This window comes from Rhodococcus sp. PBTS 1 (genome assembly GCF_001620025.1).
In the GTDB taxonomy this organism is placed as follows: Bacteria; Actinomycetota; Actinomycetes; order Mycobacteriales; family Mycobacteriaceae; genus Rhodococcoides; species Rhodococcoides kroppenstedtii.
In genome coordinates, this window is the sequence record NZ_CP015219.1 from 1,878,058 (window position 1) to 1,895,383 (window position 17,326).

The window sequence follows — 17,326 nt, forward strand, 5'->3', positions numbered from 1 at the left end:
GGAGCAGCCGACGCGGTGATTGCACGATCCGCGCCGGCGCTACGCACGCGGACTCGACCGATGCAGTGGAGGCGACCATGACCGGCCCGTACGACAAGAACGATCCGTCGCAACAGAGCGACGGCGGGTCGGACCCGTCCACCCGGTCGTTCGAGGGCCAGTACCCGCCGCCCGGGCAGAGCCCGTACCAGCAGGGGTACGGGCAGCAACCGGCTTACGGCCAGCAGCCCCAGTACGGCCAGCCCCAGTACGGCCAGCCTCAGTACGGACAACCCCAGTACGGGCAGCAGGGCTACGGTCAGCAGCCCCAGTACGGTCAACCCCAGTACGGACAACAGCCCCGGTACGGGCAGCAGGCGTACGGGGAGGCCCCGGCCTACGACCAGCAGCCCTATGGCCAGCAACCGCAGTACGGTCAGCAGCCCTACGGCGGCCAGGGGTGGCAGAACCCGCAGCAGTCGTCCTCGTCGTCGAAGAAGGTGCTGCTCATCGTCGGCGGAATCATCGCGGCATTGGTCGTGGTGGTCGTGGTGGCGGGGTTGATCCTGTTCCGCAGCAATACGTTCGACAACGCCGCGGTGCAGGACGGTGTTGCGAAGATCGTCACGGAGAGCTACGGCGCCATCGACGTGTCCGACGTGTCGTGCCCCTCCGGTCAGAAGGCAGAGACGGGCACGCAGTTCACGTGCACCCTCACCACCGACGGTGTGCCTGGATCCGTGACGGTCACCGTCAAGGACGACGACGGCACGTACGAGGTCGGCCGCCCCCGCTGACAGGCTCGACCGCCCCCCGTCCGTCAGAACGGGGGTGGTTCGTAGTCCGCCGCTTCGGCCGGGGTTGCCGGGAGTCCGAGGTTGCGGAGGCGGTTGCGGTTACGTTCCTGTCGGCGGCGGGCGTGTTTCTCCTCGGAACGGGGCGCGGGTCGGCGGCGTTCGGTGAGACCTGGTGGCCGCGGCGCGGGTGGGTCGCCGAAGACGATGGTGTCGAGGCCGGGGTGGACGTCGTGGCCGGTGAACGCCGGTCCGAGGACGGTGCGCCCGTCGGGGATGGTGATGGTGCGGATCAGCCGGCTCGGGTCGGTGGGGTCGGGGTACTGGTCATCGACAAAGTCCCCGAACGTTTTCAGTAGGTGGTGGAAGCGGCATTTGGCGCCGAGTCCGGTCGCGTCGGTACGCCCACCCCGGTCGGGGTGGGTGTGGTCGTATTCGGTGATGTGGTCGAGGTCGGCGTCCCACGCGGGTCGGTTGCAGCCGGGCCAGGTGCAGAACAAATCCCGGGCACGGATGTACGCGTCGAGGGCGGCGGAAGGCCGGTACGGATCCGACGGTTGCGTCGCCGGCAGTGGGGTGTCGGTGCCGTCGCCCAATGGTCGGATGACGGTGCGGGGGTCGGCGGCGAGGCCCCGGACGTGGGCGCCGGAGATGATGCCGATGCCGGGGAGGAAGCCGACGCCGTCGACGGTGTCGAGACCGACCGACTCCTCGCATCCGTGCGGGCCCTCCTCCGCTTCGTCGCCCGGCTCCTCCTCGCCCGCCGCCTCGTCGTCCGCAATGATGTCGCCCGCCGCGTCGCCGCCCGCCGCTTCGGCGTGCGCAGTGACGTCGGGCTGATCCGGCGACACGGAGCCCGCCGCGACCTCGGCGTCGGGCGACACGGGGCCCGTCGCTACCTCGGTGTCGGGCGACACTGGTTGCGCGGCAACCGGATCGACCGAACCCGATTTCGTCACCACCGATTCCGTGAGGGTCGTGTCAGCGGCGGATTCGGCCTGAACTTCGAAGTCGGCGCCGGACGACACCTGTTGCGCCGCCACAGCTTCCGTCGATACCGAAGCGGCCGATGCCGACGCGGCCGAGCCCGAACCTGCGCCGGTGTCGGACTCGGCCGCAGGAGTGGACTCGGTGGTCGGTCGCGGTAGGTGCTGCGGCGACCTGCACACCCTCTCGTTCTCGGGTGCGGGGACGGGGCCGTCGAGGGTGGTGGTGTCGGTGACGAGGTGGATCACGATCCGCGGGGCGGTCGCCGCGAACTTCTCCAGGTCGATGTTCCTGTAGCGGCAGTCGGTGATGGGGCGGTCGCAGTCACACCCGAACTCCGTCTGGGTGACCAACGCGTAGTGCGCATCGGACGCGCGCGCCGCCTTGGAGCGGGTGTCCTTCGGGCACACCTGCTCCGCCAGTCGCCGCACAGCCTCGGCGAGAGCGGCGACGTCTTCGGCCGACCGGGTGTCCATGGCGGTGGCCATGCCGTCGCGGCCGGTCTCGACGGTGAACTCCCGATTCTGCTTCGCGGCGTCTCGGCGTTCGCGGACGGCGTCGGGATCACGGCGGTGCACCATCTTGTCGACCATCGTCTCCATCCGCGCCGGCGACCACGACCCGGGTCTGCGGAGGGCGCGGGCGATGTCGGCGTCGACCAGGGCGGCGTAGCACTGCCCGTCGATCAGTTCGGTGCGGGAGACGATGGTGCGGATGTGGTGCGGGGTGACGACACCGTCCCGCAGGCATTCCGCCACGAGAGGGAGCCGGTCCCGCAACGCGACGGCGTCGGTGAGCAAGGTCCGAGCCGCACCCTGCGTGACCGACATCGTGGTGGCGATGGTGGCGGCGCAGCGGGTGAACGCATCGAGCTCGCGCCGGTCCTCGTCCTCGAACGGCTCGACCAGTTCGGCGTGCATGGCGGCGGCGAGTCGGTATTCGAACCACTTCAGGTAGGCGACGCCGGCGGCAGCGTGGACCAGAGCGTCCAGCGCCCGGGCGGAGGGGAGGTCGGTGGTGGCGGGCAGACCGAGCGCGGCGTGGTCGAGCGCAGCCCACGGCACGGTGCTCGTCGCACCTGCCCCCACCTGCACACCAGCCATGCCACCGACCCCCCAGTCGCTCGTATGTTCGAGTGTACCGGCACCCACCGACACAGTCCATGACACGCACGCACGAACCCCGCGGCCCGTCGGCCCTACCGACCGCGGGCCATCGCCTTCCGAAGGCGCTCGGCGGAATTCTCGAGCCCCAACTCGGCCGCAAGGGCGTCCAATCGCCCGGGATCGACGGGCTCGGTAGGGAGGTCGTCGGACTTCGACCACAGGATGTCCGCGTCGGTCACCACCCGCACCACGGGGAGGGCCGCGTCGATGTACTCCCGCGCTGCCGCGAGCTTGGCGCGCATCCCTGCGGCGAGGTCCGTGTCGCCCGAGTCGGCGGCGGCCAGCAGGGCCTCGAGCGATCCCCACCGCGTGATGAGCGACGACGCCGTCTTCTCGCCGACGCCCTTGACCCCGGGTAATCCGTCCGACGAATCCCCGCGCAGCAGAGCGAGTTCCGCGTAGGCGGGTCCGGGCCGATCGGTCGGCACGCCGTACTTCTCGGCGACCTCGGCAGGCCCGAAGAGCTCCGCCTTCGCCAACCCGCGGCCGGCGTAGAGAACCCGGACCGGAACCGGCTCGTCCGCCACCACCTGCAGCAGGTCGCGGTCACCGCTGACGACCACCACGCGGTCGCGACGTTCCGTGGCGGCGAGGGTGCCCAGAACGTCGTCGGCCTCGAGTCCTTCCGCGCCGGCAGTGGCGATCCCCGCCGCCGTCAGGAACTCGAGAATGAGATTCACCTGCGGGCCGAGCGCGTCGGGCGCTTCCTCCGCATCCGGCCCGGCCGCCGACTCCTCGAGCACCCGGTGCGCCTTGTAGGACGGAACGAGGTCGACCCGGAACCTCGGCCGCCAGTCCAGATCGAGGCACACGGCGAGCCGCGTGGGCTGCGTGCGGGTGATCAGGGAGGCGACCATGTCGACGAACCCACGGACCGCGTTCACCGGCCGTCCGTCGGGCGCGGTGATGGATTCGGGGAGCGCGTGGAACGCGCGGAACCACAGACTGGCGGCGTCGAGCAGCAGGACGGTGCCGGGGACGGAATCGTCGGTCATGGTGGCTCATCCTGCCGCATCGGGCCGTCCGGGCATCGACGGACGGCCCCACCTCGATAACCTGGCGGCATGACGCGTTTTCCTGCCGAGGTGTACCGAGATCGACTGAGCCGGGCGGCGGAGCTGATGCGCTCCGCCGGCGTCGGCGCGCTGCTGGTGACGCCGGGTCCGGACCTCGCCTACCTGCTCGGATCCCGCGCCGAGTCCTTCGAACGTCTCACCTGCCTGGTGGTCCTGGCGGACGCGGCGCCGTTCGTCGTGGTCCCGCGAATCGAACTGGCGGCCCTGCAGGACTCGGCTGCCGAGGACCTCGGCCTCGAGCTCCGCGACTGGGTGGACGGGCAGAATCCGCACCGCATGGTGACCGACGCGGTGCCGCCGCAGGCACGCGTCGCCGTGGCCGACGCGATGCCCGCTCTGCACCTGGTCCCGATCGCCGACGAGCTGGGATCCGTGCCCGCTCTCGCGACACCGGTGCTCCGCGAGCTGCGCATGGTCAAGGACGCGGCGGAGATCGACGCCCTGCGGCAGGCCGGGTCGGCGATCGACCGCGTCCACGCCCGCATGGCCGAGCTCTTGGTGGTCGGGCGTACCGAAGCCGTGGTGGCGCAGGCGATCTCGGCCGCCATCGTCGAGGAGGGGCACACCGAGGCGGCGTTCGTCATCGTCGGCTCCGGCCCCCACGGAGCCGATCCGCACCACGAGGTGTCCGACCGCGTCGTCGAGACGGGCGACGTCGTCGTGATCGACATCGGCGGGCCGGTCGAACCCGGCTACTACTCCGATTCGACGCGGACGTACGTGATGGGGGAGCCGACCCCCGAGGTCGCGGCCCGGGTCGCCGTCCTCGAGCGCGCCCAGCAAGCGGCCGTCGACGCGGTGCGCCCGGGCGTGACGGCGGAGGCCGTGGACGCCGCCGCACGCGACGTGCTGGCCGCCGAAGGACTCGCCGAGGTGTTCCTGCACCGCACCGGCCACGGCATCGGCCTGTCGGTCCACGAGGAGCCGTACATCGTGGGCGGCAACGACATTCCGCTCACCGAGGGCATGGCCTTCAGCATCGAGCCGGGCATCTACTTCCGCGGGGACTGGGGTGCCCGCATCGAGGACATCGTGGTGGTGACGGCCGACGGGTGCGAATCGGTCAACACCCGCCCGCACGGGCTGACCGTCCTCGCCGGCCGATGACACTCGACCACCTCGCGACCATCGCGCGCGAGGGAGACCGCCTGGCCGCCATGCCGGCCGACGCGCTGTCCGCGCCCGTCCCAACCGTGCCGGGGTGGACCCTCGAACACGTCGTGCGCCACACCGGCAAGGTGCATCGGTGGGTCGCGAGCGTCCTGCGGGCCGGCCCGGGTGCCGACGTCGCGCGCATAGCTCGGGAAGACGTCGCGTCGTTGCCGAAGGGTCCGGACGCGCTGGAGGCCTACCGCGACTCCCTGCGCGACGTGATCGAGGTGCTGACGGAGACCGATCCGGAGCGCCCCACCGAGACGTTCGTCGGACTGCGGACCGCCGCGTTCTGGAGCCGCCGTACCGCGCACGAGGTGAGCGTGCATCGAATCGACGCTGCCGACGCCGTGCATGCCGCCGGGGGTCCGGTTCCCGAACCGCTCGACGCGGAGTCCTCGGCGGACGGTATCGCCGAGCTCACCGAGCTGCAGTACCGATTCCGGCTCGCCGCGGACCGCATCGACCCTGCGGCCGTGGGATCGACGGTCCACCTTCACGCCACCGACCGCGCCGACGTCGAATGGGTGATCACCCTCGGCGAGGACGGAGTCACGGCGCACCGGGGGCACGAGAAGTCCCCGGTGGCACTGCGGGGGGACACGGCCGCGCTGTATCTCACGCTGTGGCGTCGCCGCCCGGTGGAGGCGCTCGACACGGTCGGCGATCTCGCCGTCGCCCGAGCCCTGCTCGAGGCGTCTCGCTTCTGAGGATCGCGCTCCCGACGTCAGTCGCGCAGCGAAGCCGACCCCAGGACGCGCTGCACCGTGATCTCGACGACGACACGCTGCGGGTTCTCCCGCGGCGGCTTGTAGCGGGCGGCGTAGCGGTTCTCGGCGTCGCGCACGCTCTCGACGTCGCGAACCACGCGCGACGGGCCTTCGAGGGTCAGCCACCGGGCCCCGTCCACCTGGGTCACCGCGGCGTACCCGCCGCGCTCGGCGTTGCGCACCTTCTGCGACCCCTCACGGGTGATGACCCGCGCGACTCCGGCCTCGGGGTCCCACGTGAACCCGACGGCGACGACGTGCGGCGTCCCGTCCGGACGCAGCGTGGCGAGCGTCGCGAGATGGCGCTCGGTGAGGAACGCGACGGCGTCGGCGTTCAGGGACGAAGCGTCGCTGGGCATGCCGTCACGGTACCGGGGGACCGCGACCGTCGGTCGGTGGAGGACGTGGAGGACACTGGTGCGGTGACCGATCCCGGAACCGTGCTGCTGTTCGGCGGACGTAGTGACATCGGCGTCGAATTGGCCGCCCGGCTCGCGCCCGGACGACGGGTCGTGCTGGCCGCTCGGCGCAGTCACGACCTGGCGAACTCGATCGCCCGTCTGGACTCCGCCGGCGCCACGGCGGTCGCGACGGTGGAGTTCGACGCCGACGACCTCGGGTCCCACGCCGACGTCCTCGCCCGAGCGGAGTCCGAGCACGGGCCGATCGGCACCGTGGTGGTCGCGTTCGGCATCCTGGGCGATCAGGGACGCGCCGAGACCGACGCCGCGCACGCGGCCGCGATCGTGCACACCGACTACACCGCACACGTCCACCTGCTGACGCTGGTCGCGGATCTCCTGCGGCGGCGAGGGTCCGGTGAGATCGTCGTCTTCTCCTCGGTGGCCGGGGTGCGAGTTCGCCGCGCCAACTACGTGTACGGCTCCGCGAAAGCAGGTCTCGACGGGTTCGCCTCCGGTCTGCAGGATGCGTTGCACGGCAGCGGAGTTCGGCTGGTGCTGGCGCGGCCGGGCTTCGTGATCGGGTCGATGACGGAGGGCATGTCGCCCGCGCCGATGTCCAGTACGCCCGAGCAGGTGGCCGACGCCGTCGCGACGGCGCTGCGGACCGGACGCGACACCGTCTGGATTCCGGGGAGATTGCGTCCGGTCTTCGCGGTGATGCGTCTGCTGCCGCGGGCGGTGTGGCGGCGGATGCCGCGATGACGCCGATCGATGTCGTCGGGATCGGCGCCGACGGATGGGACGGCCTGGCGCCGGCGTCGCGCGACGCGGTGGCCGCGGCCGAGGTGTTGTTCGGTTCGCCTCGTCAGCTCGATGCCGTGCCCCTCGACGCCGCCGGTGCACAACGCATCCCGTGGCCGACGCCCCTGCTTCCGACGCTGCGGTCGACACTCGACGAGCACGCCGATCGGCGACGGTGCGTCCTGGCGAGCGGCGATCCCATGTTCCACGGGATCGGAACGACGCTGGCGCGTCTCGTCGGCGCCGACACCCTCCGGGTGTTCCCACATCCCAGTTCGGTCTCGTTGGCGTGTGCGCGACTCGGGTGGTCGCTCCCCGACGTCGAGGTGGTCTCCCTCGTCGCCCGCGACCCCGCCACCGTGCTGCCCGCGCTGCACCCGTCGGCGCGGCTGATCGTGCTCGCCGAGAACGACACCACCCCGACTGCCGTCGCGATCCTGCTGCGGGAGAACGGGTTCGGCGATGCCCGGATGACTGTGCTCGAATCGCTGGGTGGCCGGACCGAACGCGTCCGGAGCACGACGGCGGGCGACTGGCGGGCCGACGACGTCGATCCGCTGAACGTGGTCGCCGTGGAGGTACCGGTCACCGGACCACGCCGGACCCGCAACCCCGGTCTGCCCGACGACGCCTATTCCGGCGACGGTCAGCTGACCAAGCGCGAGGTTCGTGCCCTCACGCTCGCCGCGCTCGATCCCGTACCGGGAGAACGGCTCTGGGACGTGGGCGGCGGATCGGGCAGCATCGCGATCGAGTGGATGCGGACCCATCCGCGGTGCCGCGCCGACACCTTCGAGCGGGTTCCGGAGCGGGCCCGCACCATCGCCGACAATGCCCGCGCGTTGGGCGTCCCCGGTCTCGAGATTCACGGCGCCGCCCCGGCCGCCCTCACGGACGCGCCGTTGCCGGACGCGATCTTCGTCGGGGGCGGGGCGACGGCACCGGGCATGCTCGACGCCTGCTGGGCCGCACTGCGACCCGGTGGGCGCATGGTGGTCAACGCCGTCACCGCCGAGACCGAGGCCCTGGTCTTTCACTGGTTCACCGAGCACGGCGGCACGCTGCGCCGCATCCAGATCCAGCGGGGGGAGCCGGTGGGCGGCTTCACCGGGTGGCGCCCGCAGATGCCGGTGACGCAGTGGTGTGTGGTGCGCGCATGACCGTGTACTTCGTGGGCGCGGGCCCCGGCGCCGCGGACCTGATCACCGTCCGGGGCGCGAGGATCATCGCGTCGAGCCCGGTATGCCTGTACGCGGGATCGCTGGTGCCACGGGAGCTGTTGGCGACCTGCCCGGCCGAGGCGCGAGTGATCGACTCCTCCCGGATGACCCTCGACGCCATCGTCGCCGAGATGGTCGACGCCACTGCCCGCGGCGAGGACGTGGCCCGCGTCCACTCGGGCGACCCGTCGCTCTACAGCGCCGTCGCCGAGCAGGCCCGCCGCCTCGACGCGGCCGGTGTCGACTACGAGATCGTGCCGGGCGTCCCGTCGTTCGCCGCCGCGTCGGCCGCCCTGAAACGGGAGCTCACCGTCCCGGAGGTGTCGCAGACCGTCGTCCTGACGCGCATCTCGACGCTGTCGACGGCGATGCCGGACGGCGAGGACCTCGCGACCCTCGCGCGCAGTCGCGCCACGATGGTGATCCACCTCGGCGCGCGGCAGATCGACCCCATCGCCGTCGAACTGGCGCGGCACTACGGCGCGGACTGCCCGGTGGCCGTCGTCGCGTTCGCGAGCCGGGACGACGAGACGATCGTGCGCGGGACCCTCGCCGACATCGCGGCGGCGACCGTGGCCGCCGGCATCGTCCGCACCGCCGTCATCGTGGTCGGCCGTGTCCTCGCGGCGGAGGGATTCCCGGACAGCTTCCTGTACTCGAGCGCCCGACGCGCGCTCGATCACTAGCCACCGGCTGCTCTCGTCGGGTCCTGGTTAGGCTCGATCCATGCACGTTCTTCTTCTCGGCGGGACGTCGGAGGCCCGCCAGCTCGCGGCCGCACTGCACGGACGCCGAGGCGTCACGGTGACGTCGTCGCTGGCGGGCCGGGTCGCCGATCCGGCACTGCCCGTCGGCGAGGTCCGCAGCGGCGGCTTCGGTGGAGTCGACGGGCTGCGCGCGTGGCTGCGCGAGCACGACGTGACGCACCTGGTGGACGCCACGCACCCGTACGCGGAGACCATGACACGCCACGCGGTGCAGGCCGCCGCCGACGAATCCGTGCCGCTGATGGTGCTGCACCGGGCGCCGTGGTCGCCGCTACCCGACGATCGGTGGGTGTCGGCGGCGTCGACGGCGGACGCGGCCGCCGTGATCGCGGATCACCCCGAGTGGCGCCGCGTTCTGCTCACCATCGGACGGCAAGGTGTCCATCACTTCGCGCACCTCGACGATCGCGAGTTCACGGTGCGGTGCATCGACCCGCCGGAGGACCCGATGCCACCGCGGACGACGGTGCTGGCCGAGCGCGGACCGTTCGACCTCGACTCCGAACGAGAGTTGTTCGCGCGCACGGACGTCGACGTTCTGGTGACCAAGAACAGCGGCGGCAAGCTGACCTCCGCCAAACTGCGCGTCGCGCGTGAGCGTGGTCTGCCCGTCGTCGTGGTGGAACGTCCGCCGTTGCCCGAGAACACCCCGTTCGTGTCGACGGTGGCGGACTGCGAGCGCTGGGTGCTGACCACCCGACCCGTCAGGCCCGAGCGGGATCGTTCGAGTACCGACGAGACGTGAACACCCGCGGCGACGGACCCGAGCGGTCCACCGCCGTCGTCGACGCGCCGATGATGAGCAGGCATCGCATGTCGATCGTCTCGGGATCGAGGTCGATCAGATCGACCACCGTCACCGTCTCCTCGGGACCGGAGACGTCGCGGCCGACGATCACCGGCGTCGCCGGATCCCGGTACTCGAGCGCGATGTCCTTGAGCGCGGCGACCTGGTGCCGACGAGTGCGGGAGGCGGGGTTGTAGATCGCGACGGCCATGTCCGCCGCCGCCACCGCCCGCAGACGACGCTCGACGACGTCCCACGGCTTGAGCCGGTCGGACAGCGAGATCACGGCGTAGTCGTGCCCGAGCGGCGCACCCACCCGGCTGGCGACGGCGTTGGCCGCCGTCACTCCGGGACACACCCGGACCGGAACGTGCTGCCATCGCGGCTCGGCCGCCACCTCGAGCACGGCGGCGGCCATCGCGAAGACGCCGGGATCACCCGACGACACGACCACCACCCGCGACCCGCGATCGGCGAGGTCGAGGGCCATCTCGGCCCGCTCGGACTCGACGCGGTTGTCGCTGGCGTGCCGACGCTGTCCCGGCCTGACCGGCACCCGGTCGATGTAGGTGGTGTAGCCGACCAGGTCGGTCGCGCGCGCCAGTTCCTCGCGGACCTCCGGCGTCGTCCAGCGGTCGTCGCCCGGACCCAGGCCGACGACGACCACCTCGCCCGCGGCGGAAGCCTCGGTCGCGGCGTACGACGGGCTGGGGACGACGGCGATGGAGAAATACGGCACGGACGACTCGTCGACCTCGGCGAGCGAACCGACTCGCTCACCGACGGTGCTGGCACGCTCGACGTACCGGGCTTCGGAAAGCCGTCCGGCATCCGAGAGCGCTTGTCGCACAGCGGGAAACGTGCGTCCGAGTTTGAGAATCGCCGCCGAGTCCGTCTCGCGGAGCCGGCGGGTGAGCTCCGGCACCGGCAGGGTCCCCGGCAGCACGGTGAGCACCTCCTCGCCTTCGACCAGGGGCTCACCGAGCGCGGCGGACGCGGCGCTGACGCTGGTGACACCGGGCACGACCTCGGTCTCGAAGCGATCCGCCAGGCGCACGTGCATGTGCTGATACGAGCTGTAGAAGAGGGGATCTCCCGCGGCGAGCAGCGCGACCGACCGCCCCGCCGCGAGGTGCGCGGCCAGACGCTCCGCGGCCTCGGTGTAGAAGTCGGCGATGGCACCGTCGTACCCCAGCGGATGATTGGTGGTCCCAGTGGTGACCGGGTAGACCAGGTGCTCCTCGATCTGATCGCCGCGCAGGTACGGCTCCGCCGTGCGCCGGGCGATGCTGCTGCCGCGGGCGCTGTGAAACGCGACCACGTCGGCCTCGGCGATGACGCGGGCGCCCTTCACCGTGACCAGCTCGGGGTCACCCGGGCCGATCCCGACGCCCCACAGCTTGCCGGTCACTCCTGCTCCGTCGCCAGCGCGTTGACGGCGGCCGCCGTGATGGCGCTCCCGCCCCGACGTCCGAGCACCACCAGGTGATCGAGTCCGAGGGCCGACGCCACCAGGTCGTCCTTCGACTCGGCCGCGCCGATGAAGCCGACCGGGCCGCCCACCACGGCGGCCGGCCGCGGCGCGCCCGCCTCGAGCAGCTCGAGCAAGCGGAACAGTGCGGTGGGCGCGTTCCCGATCGCCACGACCGCGCCGTCCAGCCGGTCGACCCAGAGATCCACCGCCGCAGCCGTTCTCGTCGTGTCCAGGGCTCGCGCCATCTCCGGAACCCGCGGATCGTTCAGCGTGCAGAGCACCTCGTTGTCCGCCGGCAACCGTCGCCGCGTGACCCCCGCCGCCACCATCGTGGCGTCGCACAGCACCGGCGCACCGGCCCGCAACGCGGCACGGCCCTTCGCGACGACGTCGGGCGTCGAGGCGATGGACTGCGCGAGATCCACCTCGCCGCAGGCGTGGATCATCCGCACCACGACCTGGGCCACGTCGGCCGGAAACGCCGACAGATCCGCCTCCGCGCGGATGGTCGCGAACGAGCGCCGGTAGATCTCGTCGCCGTCGCGCACGTAGTCGTACATGGGACTCCACGATAGGGAGACGGGTCGCTAACGGTGCCGACGCCCCCGACGATGTGACGGTCACCACCATCACGCCGACGATCCCCAGGAGCAACCGTGACCCACACCGTCCGCCGCGCCACCCTCGCCCTGCTCACCGCCGGCGCCGCCGCCGGAGCGGTCCTCGTTCCCGGCGCCGCCGCCGCCGCGCCGGTGCGGGGGCCGGACCTGCAGGTGGTGCGCTCGACGGAAACGTGCTCGGGCGCCGTGGTCAACCGCGGCGATGTCACCGCCGGCGGCGTCCGAGTGCAGTGGGCCGGTCTCGTGTTCGACAACATCGGCATCGGCGACATCCCGCCGGGAGGCTCCGCGCCGTTCGGCTATGTCGGGTGCGGCATCAGCAGGTCGATCCCCGTCTTCGTGGTCGCCTACGCGGGCAACGGCGAGGCCTACCCCTTCGACAACGTCGCGCAGGTGAATCCCTAGGTACGGCGGTACCCGTCGTCCGTCGCGACGACGTCGGTGACCTCGCCGACGGGTCGGCCGCACCGACGCTCGCAGCCCACCCAGTGTTCGCGGCCCGCGCCGATCTCGTCCGCGGCCACCGCCGCGTCGAGGTCCGCGCGGACGTCGGCGCGGGACTTGGCGCAGCCGGGGGAGCCGACGCACGAGCTCACGCGAGCCCAGGGCGACTCCGCGTCGAAGATCAGCCCCATGGGGGCGAGGACCCGCACCACCTGTTCGGCCGCCCACTCGTCGAGGTCCACCAGGACGAGCGAGCGCCACGGCGTGACGATCACGTCGCGGTCCACCGCGGCGAGGAATTCCGCCGTCCGGGCCGGCAGCACCCCGTGCGCGACCGTCGCCCCCAGGGCCACCGTCGCATCGTGCTGCACGAACCACCCGATGGGGGCCGTCTCGGACGGTGGGAAGGGGAGGGGCGACGCGGACGCCGACATCGACAGCCGGTCCAGGACGTCGGCCGCGCCGCCGGGCAGTTCCGTGACCCGCCAGTGCCCGTCCCGCGCGTCACGGAAGGCGCGCGCCGCCGCGAGCATCACGTCGACGGCGTCGGCTCGGCCGAGTCGCACCCCGGTGTCGTCGCCGCCGAGGACCAGCGCGAACTCGTCGTCACCCGTCGCATGGACCCCGATGTCGGCGCCGAGCCCGGAGACGTCGCCACGCCCGTCGTCGAGCGAGAACAGAATCCGGCCGGGCAGATCGGCGAGAGAGGGGTCCGCGCGCAGTCCGGCGTCGAGGTCGGCGACGAGGCCCCGCACGTCCGTGCCGGCGGGCCCGGTCCCGTCCACCCGACCCGACAGCGGGGAGGCGAGGATGTTCCGCACCCGCTCGTGCGTCTCCGACGGCAGCAGTCCGGCTTCGGCGAGACGCCGGGCGAGCTCGTCGGGATCCGATACCGCTCGCAGTTGCACGTTGCCGCGCGAGGTGAGCACCAGGTCACCGTCGCCGAGCTCGGTCGCCGCACCCGCGAGCACGGCCAACTGGGCGGAGGTGACCCGGCCGCCCGGGAGACGCACTCGCGCGAGGGCCCCGTCCGTCGCGACGTGGACCTGCAACGCGCCGGGGCAGGCGTCGGGACGGGTGCGGTCGGGCGAGCTCACCGGTCCAGATTACGGACGGGCCCGTGCTCGCCGTACGATCACGCCAGGAGCAGCGGGGAAGCCGGTGGGAATCCGGCGCGGTCGCGCCACCGTGACCGGGCATGTCTCGCCCGGAAGTCGGACCTCGGGCTGCTCGCCGACACTCTGCCGATGGGGCGCGAACACCCCGAGGAAGGCACCACCGCATGATTCTGCTGCTCTCGACCTCCGACACCGACCTGCTCAGCGCCCGCGCGAGCGGTGCCGACTTCCGGTGGGCCAACCCCTCCCGTGTCCTGGTCGACGAGCTCCCCACACTCCTCGACGGCGTCGACCTCGTCGTCGTCCGCATCCTCGGCGGCCGCCGCATGTGGGAGGCGGGCATCGACGCCGTCCTCGGGTCGGGTCTGCCCGTGGTGATGCTCGGCGGCGAACAGGCCCCGGACGCGGAACTGATGGAGCTGTCGACCGTGCCCGCCGGTGTCGCGGCGCAGGCGCACCAGTACCTCGCCGAGGGTGGTGCCGAGAACCTCCGCCAGCTCGCCTTCTTCCTCTCGGACACCGTGCTGCTCACCGGACACGGGTTCGCCGAGCCCGCCCACCTCCCGACGTGGGGCCACCTGGAACGACCCGACAGCGCCTCCCACGGGCCCACCGTCGCCGTCCTGTACTACCGCGCCCAGCATCTCGCGGGGAACGTCGGTTACGTCCACGCGCTGTGCGACGCCCTCGCCGCGCACGGTGCCCGGCCCCTGCCGATCTACTGCGCGTCCCTACGCAACGCCGACGGCGACCTGCTGGCGACGCTGCGGCAGGCCGACTCGATGGTGGTGACGGTGCTCGCCGCCGGTGGCACCAAGCCCGCCGGTGCGTCCGCCGGTGGCGACGACGAGGCGTGGGACGTGGCCGAGCTGGCCGCCCTCGACGTTCCGATTCTCCAGGGACTCTGCCTGACCAGCCCGCGTGCGACGTGGGAGGCGAACGACGACGGCCTCTCACCGCTCGACGTCGCCACCCAGGTGGCGGTGCCGGAATTCGACGGCCGCATCATCACGGTGCCGTTCTCGTTCAAGGAGTTCGACGACGACGGCCTGAGCACCTACGTCCCGGATCACGAGCGGTGCGCGCGCGTCGCGGGCATCGCCGTCCGGCACGCGCGGCTTCGTCACATCCCGGCCGCGGACAAGCGCGTCGTCCTCATGCTGTCGGCGTACCCGACCAAGCACGCCCGCATCGGCAACGCCGTCGGGCTCGACACCCCCGCGTCGGCGATTCGCATGCTGACCATGATGCGCGAGCACGGATACGACGTCGGCCCCGAGACGGGCGACGACGCCGTACCGGGGCTCGCCGCCCGCGACGGCGACGCCCTGATTCACGCCCTCATCGCCGCGGGTGGGCAGGACGCCGACTGGCTGACCGCCGAGCAGCTCGAGGGCAACCCGATCCGCATCTCGGCCGCACGGTACCGCCGGTGGTTCGCGACGCTGCCGGCTGATCTGCGGGACGGTGTGACGGGGCACTGGGGCGAGGCGCCCGGCTCGCTCTACGTCGACCGCAGCGCCGACCCGGACGGTGAGATCGTCATCGCCGCACTGCGATTCGGCAACGTCGTCCTCATGGTGCAGCCGCCACGCGGGTTCGGCGAGAACCCCGTCGCGATCTACCACGATCCGGACCTGCCCCCGAGTCACCACTACCTCGCCGCCTACCGATGGCTGGCGGCCCCCGTCGACGACGGTGGGTTCGGCGCCGACGCGGTGGTGCACCTGGGCAAGCACGGCAACCTCGAGTGGCTGCCGGGCAAGACGCTGGGCATGTCCGCCTCCTGCGGGACCGACGCCGCGCTCGGCGATCTGCCGCTGATCTACCCGTTCCTGGTCAACGACCCCGGTGAGGGGACCCAGGCCAAGCGCCGGGCCCACGCGACGCTGGTGGACCACCTCATACCGCCGATGGCGCGGGCCGAGAGCTACGGCGACATCACCCGGCTCGAGCAGCTTCTGGACGAACACTCGAACATCTCCACCCTCGACCCCGCCAAGCTCCCGGCGATCCGTCAGCAGATCTGGACGCTGATGACGGCGGCGCAGATGCACAAGGACCTCGGCCTCGAGGAGCGGCCCGACGAAGAGGTCTTCGACGACATGCTCCTGCACGTCGACGGCTGGCTCTGCGAGATCAAGGACGTCCAGATCCGCGACGGGTTGCACGTGCTCGGCGAGGCCCCGCATGGCGAGGCCGAGGTGGATCTGGTGCTCGCGATGCTGCGCGCCCGGCAGATGTGGGGCGGCGAGCGGACCGTGCCCGGACTGCGGGAAGCGCTCGGACTCAGCGAGGACGGCGACGAGGCCCGCACGTCCGTCGACGCGATCGAGGAGCAGGCGCGCGGTCTGGTGGCGGCCCTCGCCCGCGCGGACTGGGCGGAGAGCGCGGTCGACGACATCGCGGCCGGCCTGCCGGCCACCGTCGCGGACATCCTGCGCTTCGCCGCCGTCGAGGTGGTGCCGCGCCTGCGTGCGACCGATCAGGAGGTCGAGCGCGTCCTGCATGCCCTGAACGGCGGATTCGTCCCCGCCGGACCCAGTGGCTCGCCCCTGCGCGGGCTGATCAACGTGCTACCGACCGGGCGCAACTTCTACTCCGTGGACCCGAAGGCCGTGCCGTCGCGCCTGGCGTGGGAGACGGGCCAGGCGATGGCGGAATCCCTCGTCGCCCGGTACCTGGCCGATCACGGCGAGTACCCGTCGTCGGTCGGGCTGTCGGTGTGGGGGACCAGCGCGATGCGGACCTCGGGCGACGACGTCGCGGAAGTGTTCGCCCTACTCGGCGTCGCGCCCGTGTGGGACGAGGCCTCGCGCCGCGTCACCCGCCTCGAGGCGATCTCGCTCGCGGAGCTGGGCCGCCCGCGCATCGACGTCACGGTCCGCATCAGCGGGTTCTTCCGCGACGCCTTCCCGCACGTGCTCGCCCTTCTCGACGACGCGGTTCGCCTGGTCGCCGGGCTGGACGAGCCGGCCGAGCAGAACTACGTGCGCGCCCACATGCAGGCGGACCTCGCCGAACACGGCGACGAGCGTCGGGCCACCACCCGCATCTTCGGGTCCAAGCCGGGGACGTACGGCGCGGGGCTGCTGCAGCTGATCGACAGCAAGAGCTGGCGCAGCGACGACGATCTCGCACAGGTCTACACCACGTGGGGCGGCTTCGCGTACGGGCGCGGCCTGGACGGCGTCCCGGCGGCGGACGACATGCGCGCGTCCTACCGTCGCATCGCGGTGGCGGCCAAGAACACCGACACCCGCGAGCACGACATCGCCGATTCCGACGACTACTTCCAGTACCACGGCGGCATGGTGGCCACGGTGCGGGCGCTGACCGGATCGTCGCCCGAGGCCTACATCGGCGACAGCACCCGGCCCGAGTCCGTGCGCACTCGCACCCTGCACGAGGAGACCTCGCGCGTCTTCCGCGCCCGCGTGGTCAACCCCCGGTGGATGGACGCCATGCGGCGCCACGGGTACAAGGGCGCGTTCGAGATGGCCGCCACGGTCGACTACCTGTTCGGGTACGACGCCACGACGGGCGTCGTGCAGGACTGGATGTACGAGAAACTTACCGAGAACTACGTCCTCGACGAGACCAACCGCAAGTTCATGGAGACCTCCAATCCGTGGGCGCTGCACGGGATCTCGGAACGTCTGCTCGAAGCCGTCGAACGCGGCATGTGGGCGGAGCCGGACCCGGCGATGCTCGCCGACCTGCGCGCGGCCTACCTCGAGACCGAGGGCGAGCTCGAGGGCAGCTGA

Annotated in this window: 15 protein-coding genes; 9 read left to right on the forward strand and 6 right to left on the reverse strand. The window is 71.9% G+C overall.

All coding sequences use genetic code 11. The features are described from left to right. Positions 1 to 77: 77 nt before the first annotated feature. Complete coding sequence (locus tag A3Q40_RS08540) at positions 78 to 776, forward strand: DUF4333 domain-containing protein (protein ID WP_069973024.1); 699 nt, start codon at positions 78 to 80, stop codon at positions 774 to 776. 23 nt (positions 777 to 799) lie between these two features. Here A3Q40_RS08540 and A3Q40_RS08545 read toward each other — a convergent pair whose 3' ends face one another. Both A3Q40_RS08545 and A3Q40_RS08550 read right to left on the reverse strand, forming a co-directional pair. Continuing rightward, positions 800 to 2,911, reverse strand: a complete 2,112-nt coding sequence (locus A3Q40_RS08545; protein WP_157889531.1) for an HNH endonuclease signature motif containing protein — start codon at positions 2,909 to 2,911, stop codon at positions 800 to 802. A gap of 47 nt (positions 2,912 to 2,958) precedes the next feature. After that, complete coding sequence (locus tag A3Q40_RS08550) at positions 2,959 to 3,921, reverse strand: 5'-3' exonuclease (RefSeq protein WP_068101331.1); 963 nt, start codon at positions 3,919 to 3,921, stop codon at positions 2,959 to 2,961. Positions 3,922 to 3,990: 69 nt separating this feature from the next. Between A3Q40_RS08550 and A3Q40_RS08555 the strand changes: the two genes are divergently transcribed. After that, the gene (locus A3Q40_RS08555) at positions 3,991 to 5,109 is read left to right on the forward strand and encodes a M24 family metallopeptidase (protein WP_068101334.1); all 1,119 of its coding nucleotides are present in this window, start codon (positions 3,991 to 3,993) and stop codon (positions 5,107 to 5,109) included. Continuing rightward, complete coding sequence (locus A3Q40_RS08560) at positions 5,106 to 5,864, forward strand: maleylpyruvate isomerase N-terminal domain-containing protein (RefSeq protein ID WP_068101337.1); 759 nt, start codon at positions 5,106 to 5,108, stop codon at positions 5,862 to 5,864. The genes A3Q40_RS08555 and A3Q40_RS08560 overlap by 4 nt, the downstream gene beginning before the upstream one ends. A 17-nt stretch (positions 5,865 to 5,881) precedes the next feature. On the opposite strand, the gene A3Q40_RS08565 is transcribed toward A3Q40_RS08560, so the two are convergent. Then, positions 5,882 to 6,283, reverse strand: coding sequence for a PPOX class F420-dependent oxidoreductase (locus A3Q40_RS08565; protein WP_068101340.1), 402 nt, complete (start codon positions 6,281 to 6,283; stop codon positions 5,882 to 5,884). Between the two features lie 45 nt (positions 6,284 to 6,328). Here A3Q40_RS08565 and A3Q40_RS08570 point away from each other — a divergent pair, with 45 nt between their 5' ends. The 4 genes from A3Q40_RS08570 to A3Q40_RS08585 are packed head-to-tail and all read left to right on the forward strand — an operon-like array spanning position 6,329 to position 9,861. Next, positions 6,329 to 7,090, forward strand: coding sequence for an SDR family NAD(P)-dependent oxidoreductase (locus A3Q40_RS08570; protein ID WP_068105688.1), 762 nt, complete (start codon positions 6,329 to 6,331; stop codon positions 7,088 to 7,090). Beyond that, on the forward strand, positions 7,087 to 8,289 hold the full coding sequence (locus A3Q40_RS08575) for a bifunctional cobalt-precorrin-7 (C(5))-methyltransferase/cobalt-precorrin-6B (C(15))-methyltransferase (protein ID WP_068105689.1): 1,203 nt from the start codon (positions 7,087 to 7,089) through the stop codon (positions 8,287 to 8,289). Before A3Q40_RS08570 ends, A3Q40_RS08575 begins: the two co-directional genes overlap by 4 nt. After that, positions 8,286 to 9,035: a precorrin-4 C(11)-methyltransferase gene (cobM, locus tag A3Q40_RS08580; protein ID WP_068101345.1), complete on the forward strand. Its 750-nt coding sequence runs from the start codon at positions 8,286 to 8,288 to the stop codon at positions 9,033 to 9,035. The genes A3Q40_RS08575 and cobM overlap by 4 nt, the downstream gene beginning before the upstream one ends. A gap of 40 nt (positions 9,036 to 9,075) precedes the next feature. Next, the gene (locus A3Q40_RS08585) at positions 9,076 to 9,861 is read left to right on the forward strand and encodes a cobalt-precorrin-6A reductase (RefSeq protein ID WP_068101347.1); all 786 of its coding nucleotides are present in this window, start codon (positions 9,076 to 9,078) and stop codon (positions 9,859 to 9,861) included. On the opposite strand, the gene A3Q40_RS08590 is transcribed toward A3Q40_RS08585, so the two are convergent. Further along, positions 9,821 to 11,314: a precorrin-2 C(20)-methyltransferase gene (locus A3Q40_RS08590; RefSeq protein ID WP_068101350.1), complete on the reverse strand. Its 1,494-nt coding sequence runs from the start codon at positions 11,312 to 11,314 to the stop codon at positions 9,821 to 9,823. The genes A3Q40_RS08585 and A3Q40_RS08590 overlap by 41 nt on opposite strands. Further along, positions 11,311 to 11,937, reverse strand: coding sequence for a precorrin-8X methylmutase (locus tag A3Q40_RS20590; RefSeq protein WP_068101353.1), 627 nt, complete (start codon positions 11,935 to 11,937; stop codon positions 11,311 to 11,313). The genes A3Q40_RS08590 and A3Q40_RS20590 overlap by 4 nt, the downstream gene beginning before the upstream one ends. Before the next feature lie 96 nt (positions 11,938 to 12,033). Between A3Q40_RS20590 and A3Q40_RS08600 the strand changes: the two genes are divergently transcribed. Beyond that, on the forward strand, positions 12,034 to 12,402 hold the full coding sequence (locus tag A3Q40_RS08600; protein ID WP_068101355.1) for a hypothetical protein: 369 nt from the start codon (positions 12,034 to 12,036) through the stop codon (positions 12,400 to 12,402). Here A3Q40_RS08600 and cobG read toward each other — a convergent pair. Beyond that, positions 12,399 to 13,538: a precorrin-3B synthase gene (cobG, locus tag A3Q40_RS08605; RefSeq protein ID WP_068101357.1), complete on the reverse strand. Its 1,140-nt coding sequence runs from the start codon at positions 13,536 to 13,538 to the stop codon at positions 12,399 to 12,401. The genes A3Q40_RS08600 and cobG overlap by 4 nt on opposite strands. A 185-nt stretch (positions 13,539 to 13,723) precedes the next feature. Here cobG and cobN point away from each other — a divergent pair, with 185 nt between their 5' ends. Beyond that, positions 13,724 to 17,326, forward strand: a complete 3,603-nt coding sequence (cobN, locus tag A3Q40_RS08610) for a cobaltochelatase subunit CobN (RefSeq protein ID WP_068101360.1) — start codon at positions 13,724 to 13,726, stop codon at positions 17,324 to 17,326.

Bases quoted from the DNA above. Each gene is read 5' to 3' on its own strand.
- A3Q40_RS08540 (WP_069973024.1), top strand. From the start codon at position 78: ATGACCGGCCCGTACGACAAGAACGATCCGTCGCAACAGAGCGACGGC.
- A3Q40_RS08550 (WP_068101331.1), bottom strand. From the start codon at position 3,921: ATGACCGACGATTCCGTCCCCGGCACCGTCCTGCTGCTCGACGCCGCC.
- A3Q40_RS08555 (WP_068101334.1), top strand. From the start codon at position 3,991: ATGACGCGTTTTCCTGCCGAGGTGTACCGAGATCGACTGAGCCGGGCG.
- A3Q40_RS08560 (WP_068101337.1), top strand. From the start codon at position 5,106: ATGACACTCGACCACCTCGCGACCATCGCGCGCGAGGGAGACCGCCTG.
- A3Q40_RS08565 (WP_068101340.1), bottom strand. From the start codon at position 6,283: ATGCCCAGCGACGCTTCGTCCCTGAACGCCGACGCCGTCGCGTTCCTC.
- A3Q40_RS08575 (WP_068105689.1), top strand. From the start codon at position 7,087: ATGACGCCGATCGATGTCGTCGGGATCGGCGCCGACGGATGGGACGGC.
- cobM (WP_068101345.1), top strand. From the start codon at position 8,286: ATGACCGTGTACTTCGTGGGCGCGGGCCCCGGCGCCGCGGACCTGATC.
- A3Q40_RS08585 (WP_068101347.1), top strand. From the start codon at position 9,076: ATGCACGTTCTTCTTCTCGGCGGGACGTCGGAGGCCCGCCAGCTCGCG.
- A3Q40_RS20590 (WP_068101353.1), bottom strand. From the start codon at position 11,937: ATGTACGACTACGTGCGCGACGGCGACGAGATCTACCGGCGCTCGTTC.
- cobN (WP_068101360.1), top strand. From the start codon at position 13,724: ATGATTCTGCTGCTCTCGACCTCCGACACCGACCTGCTCAGCGCCCGC.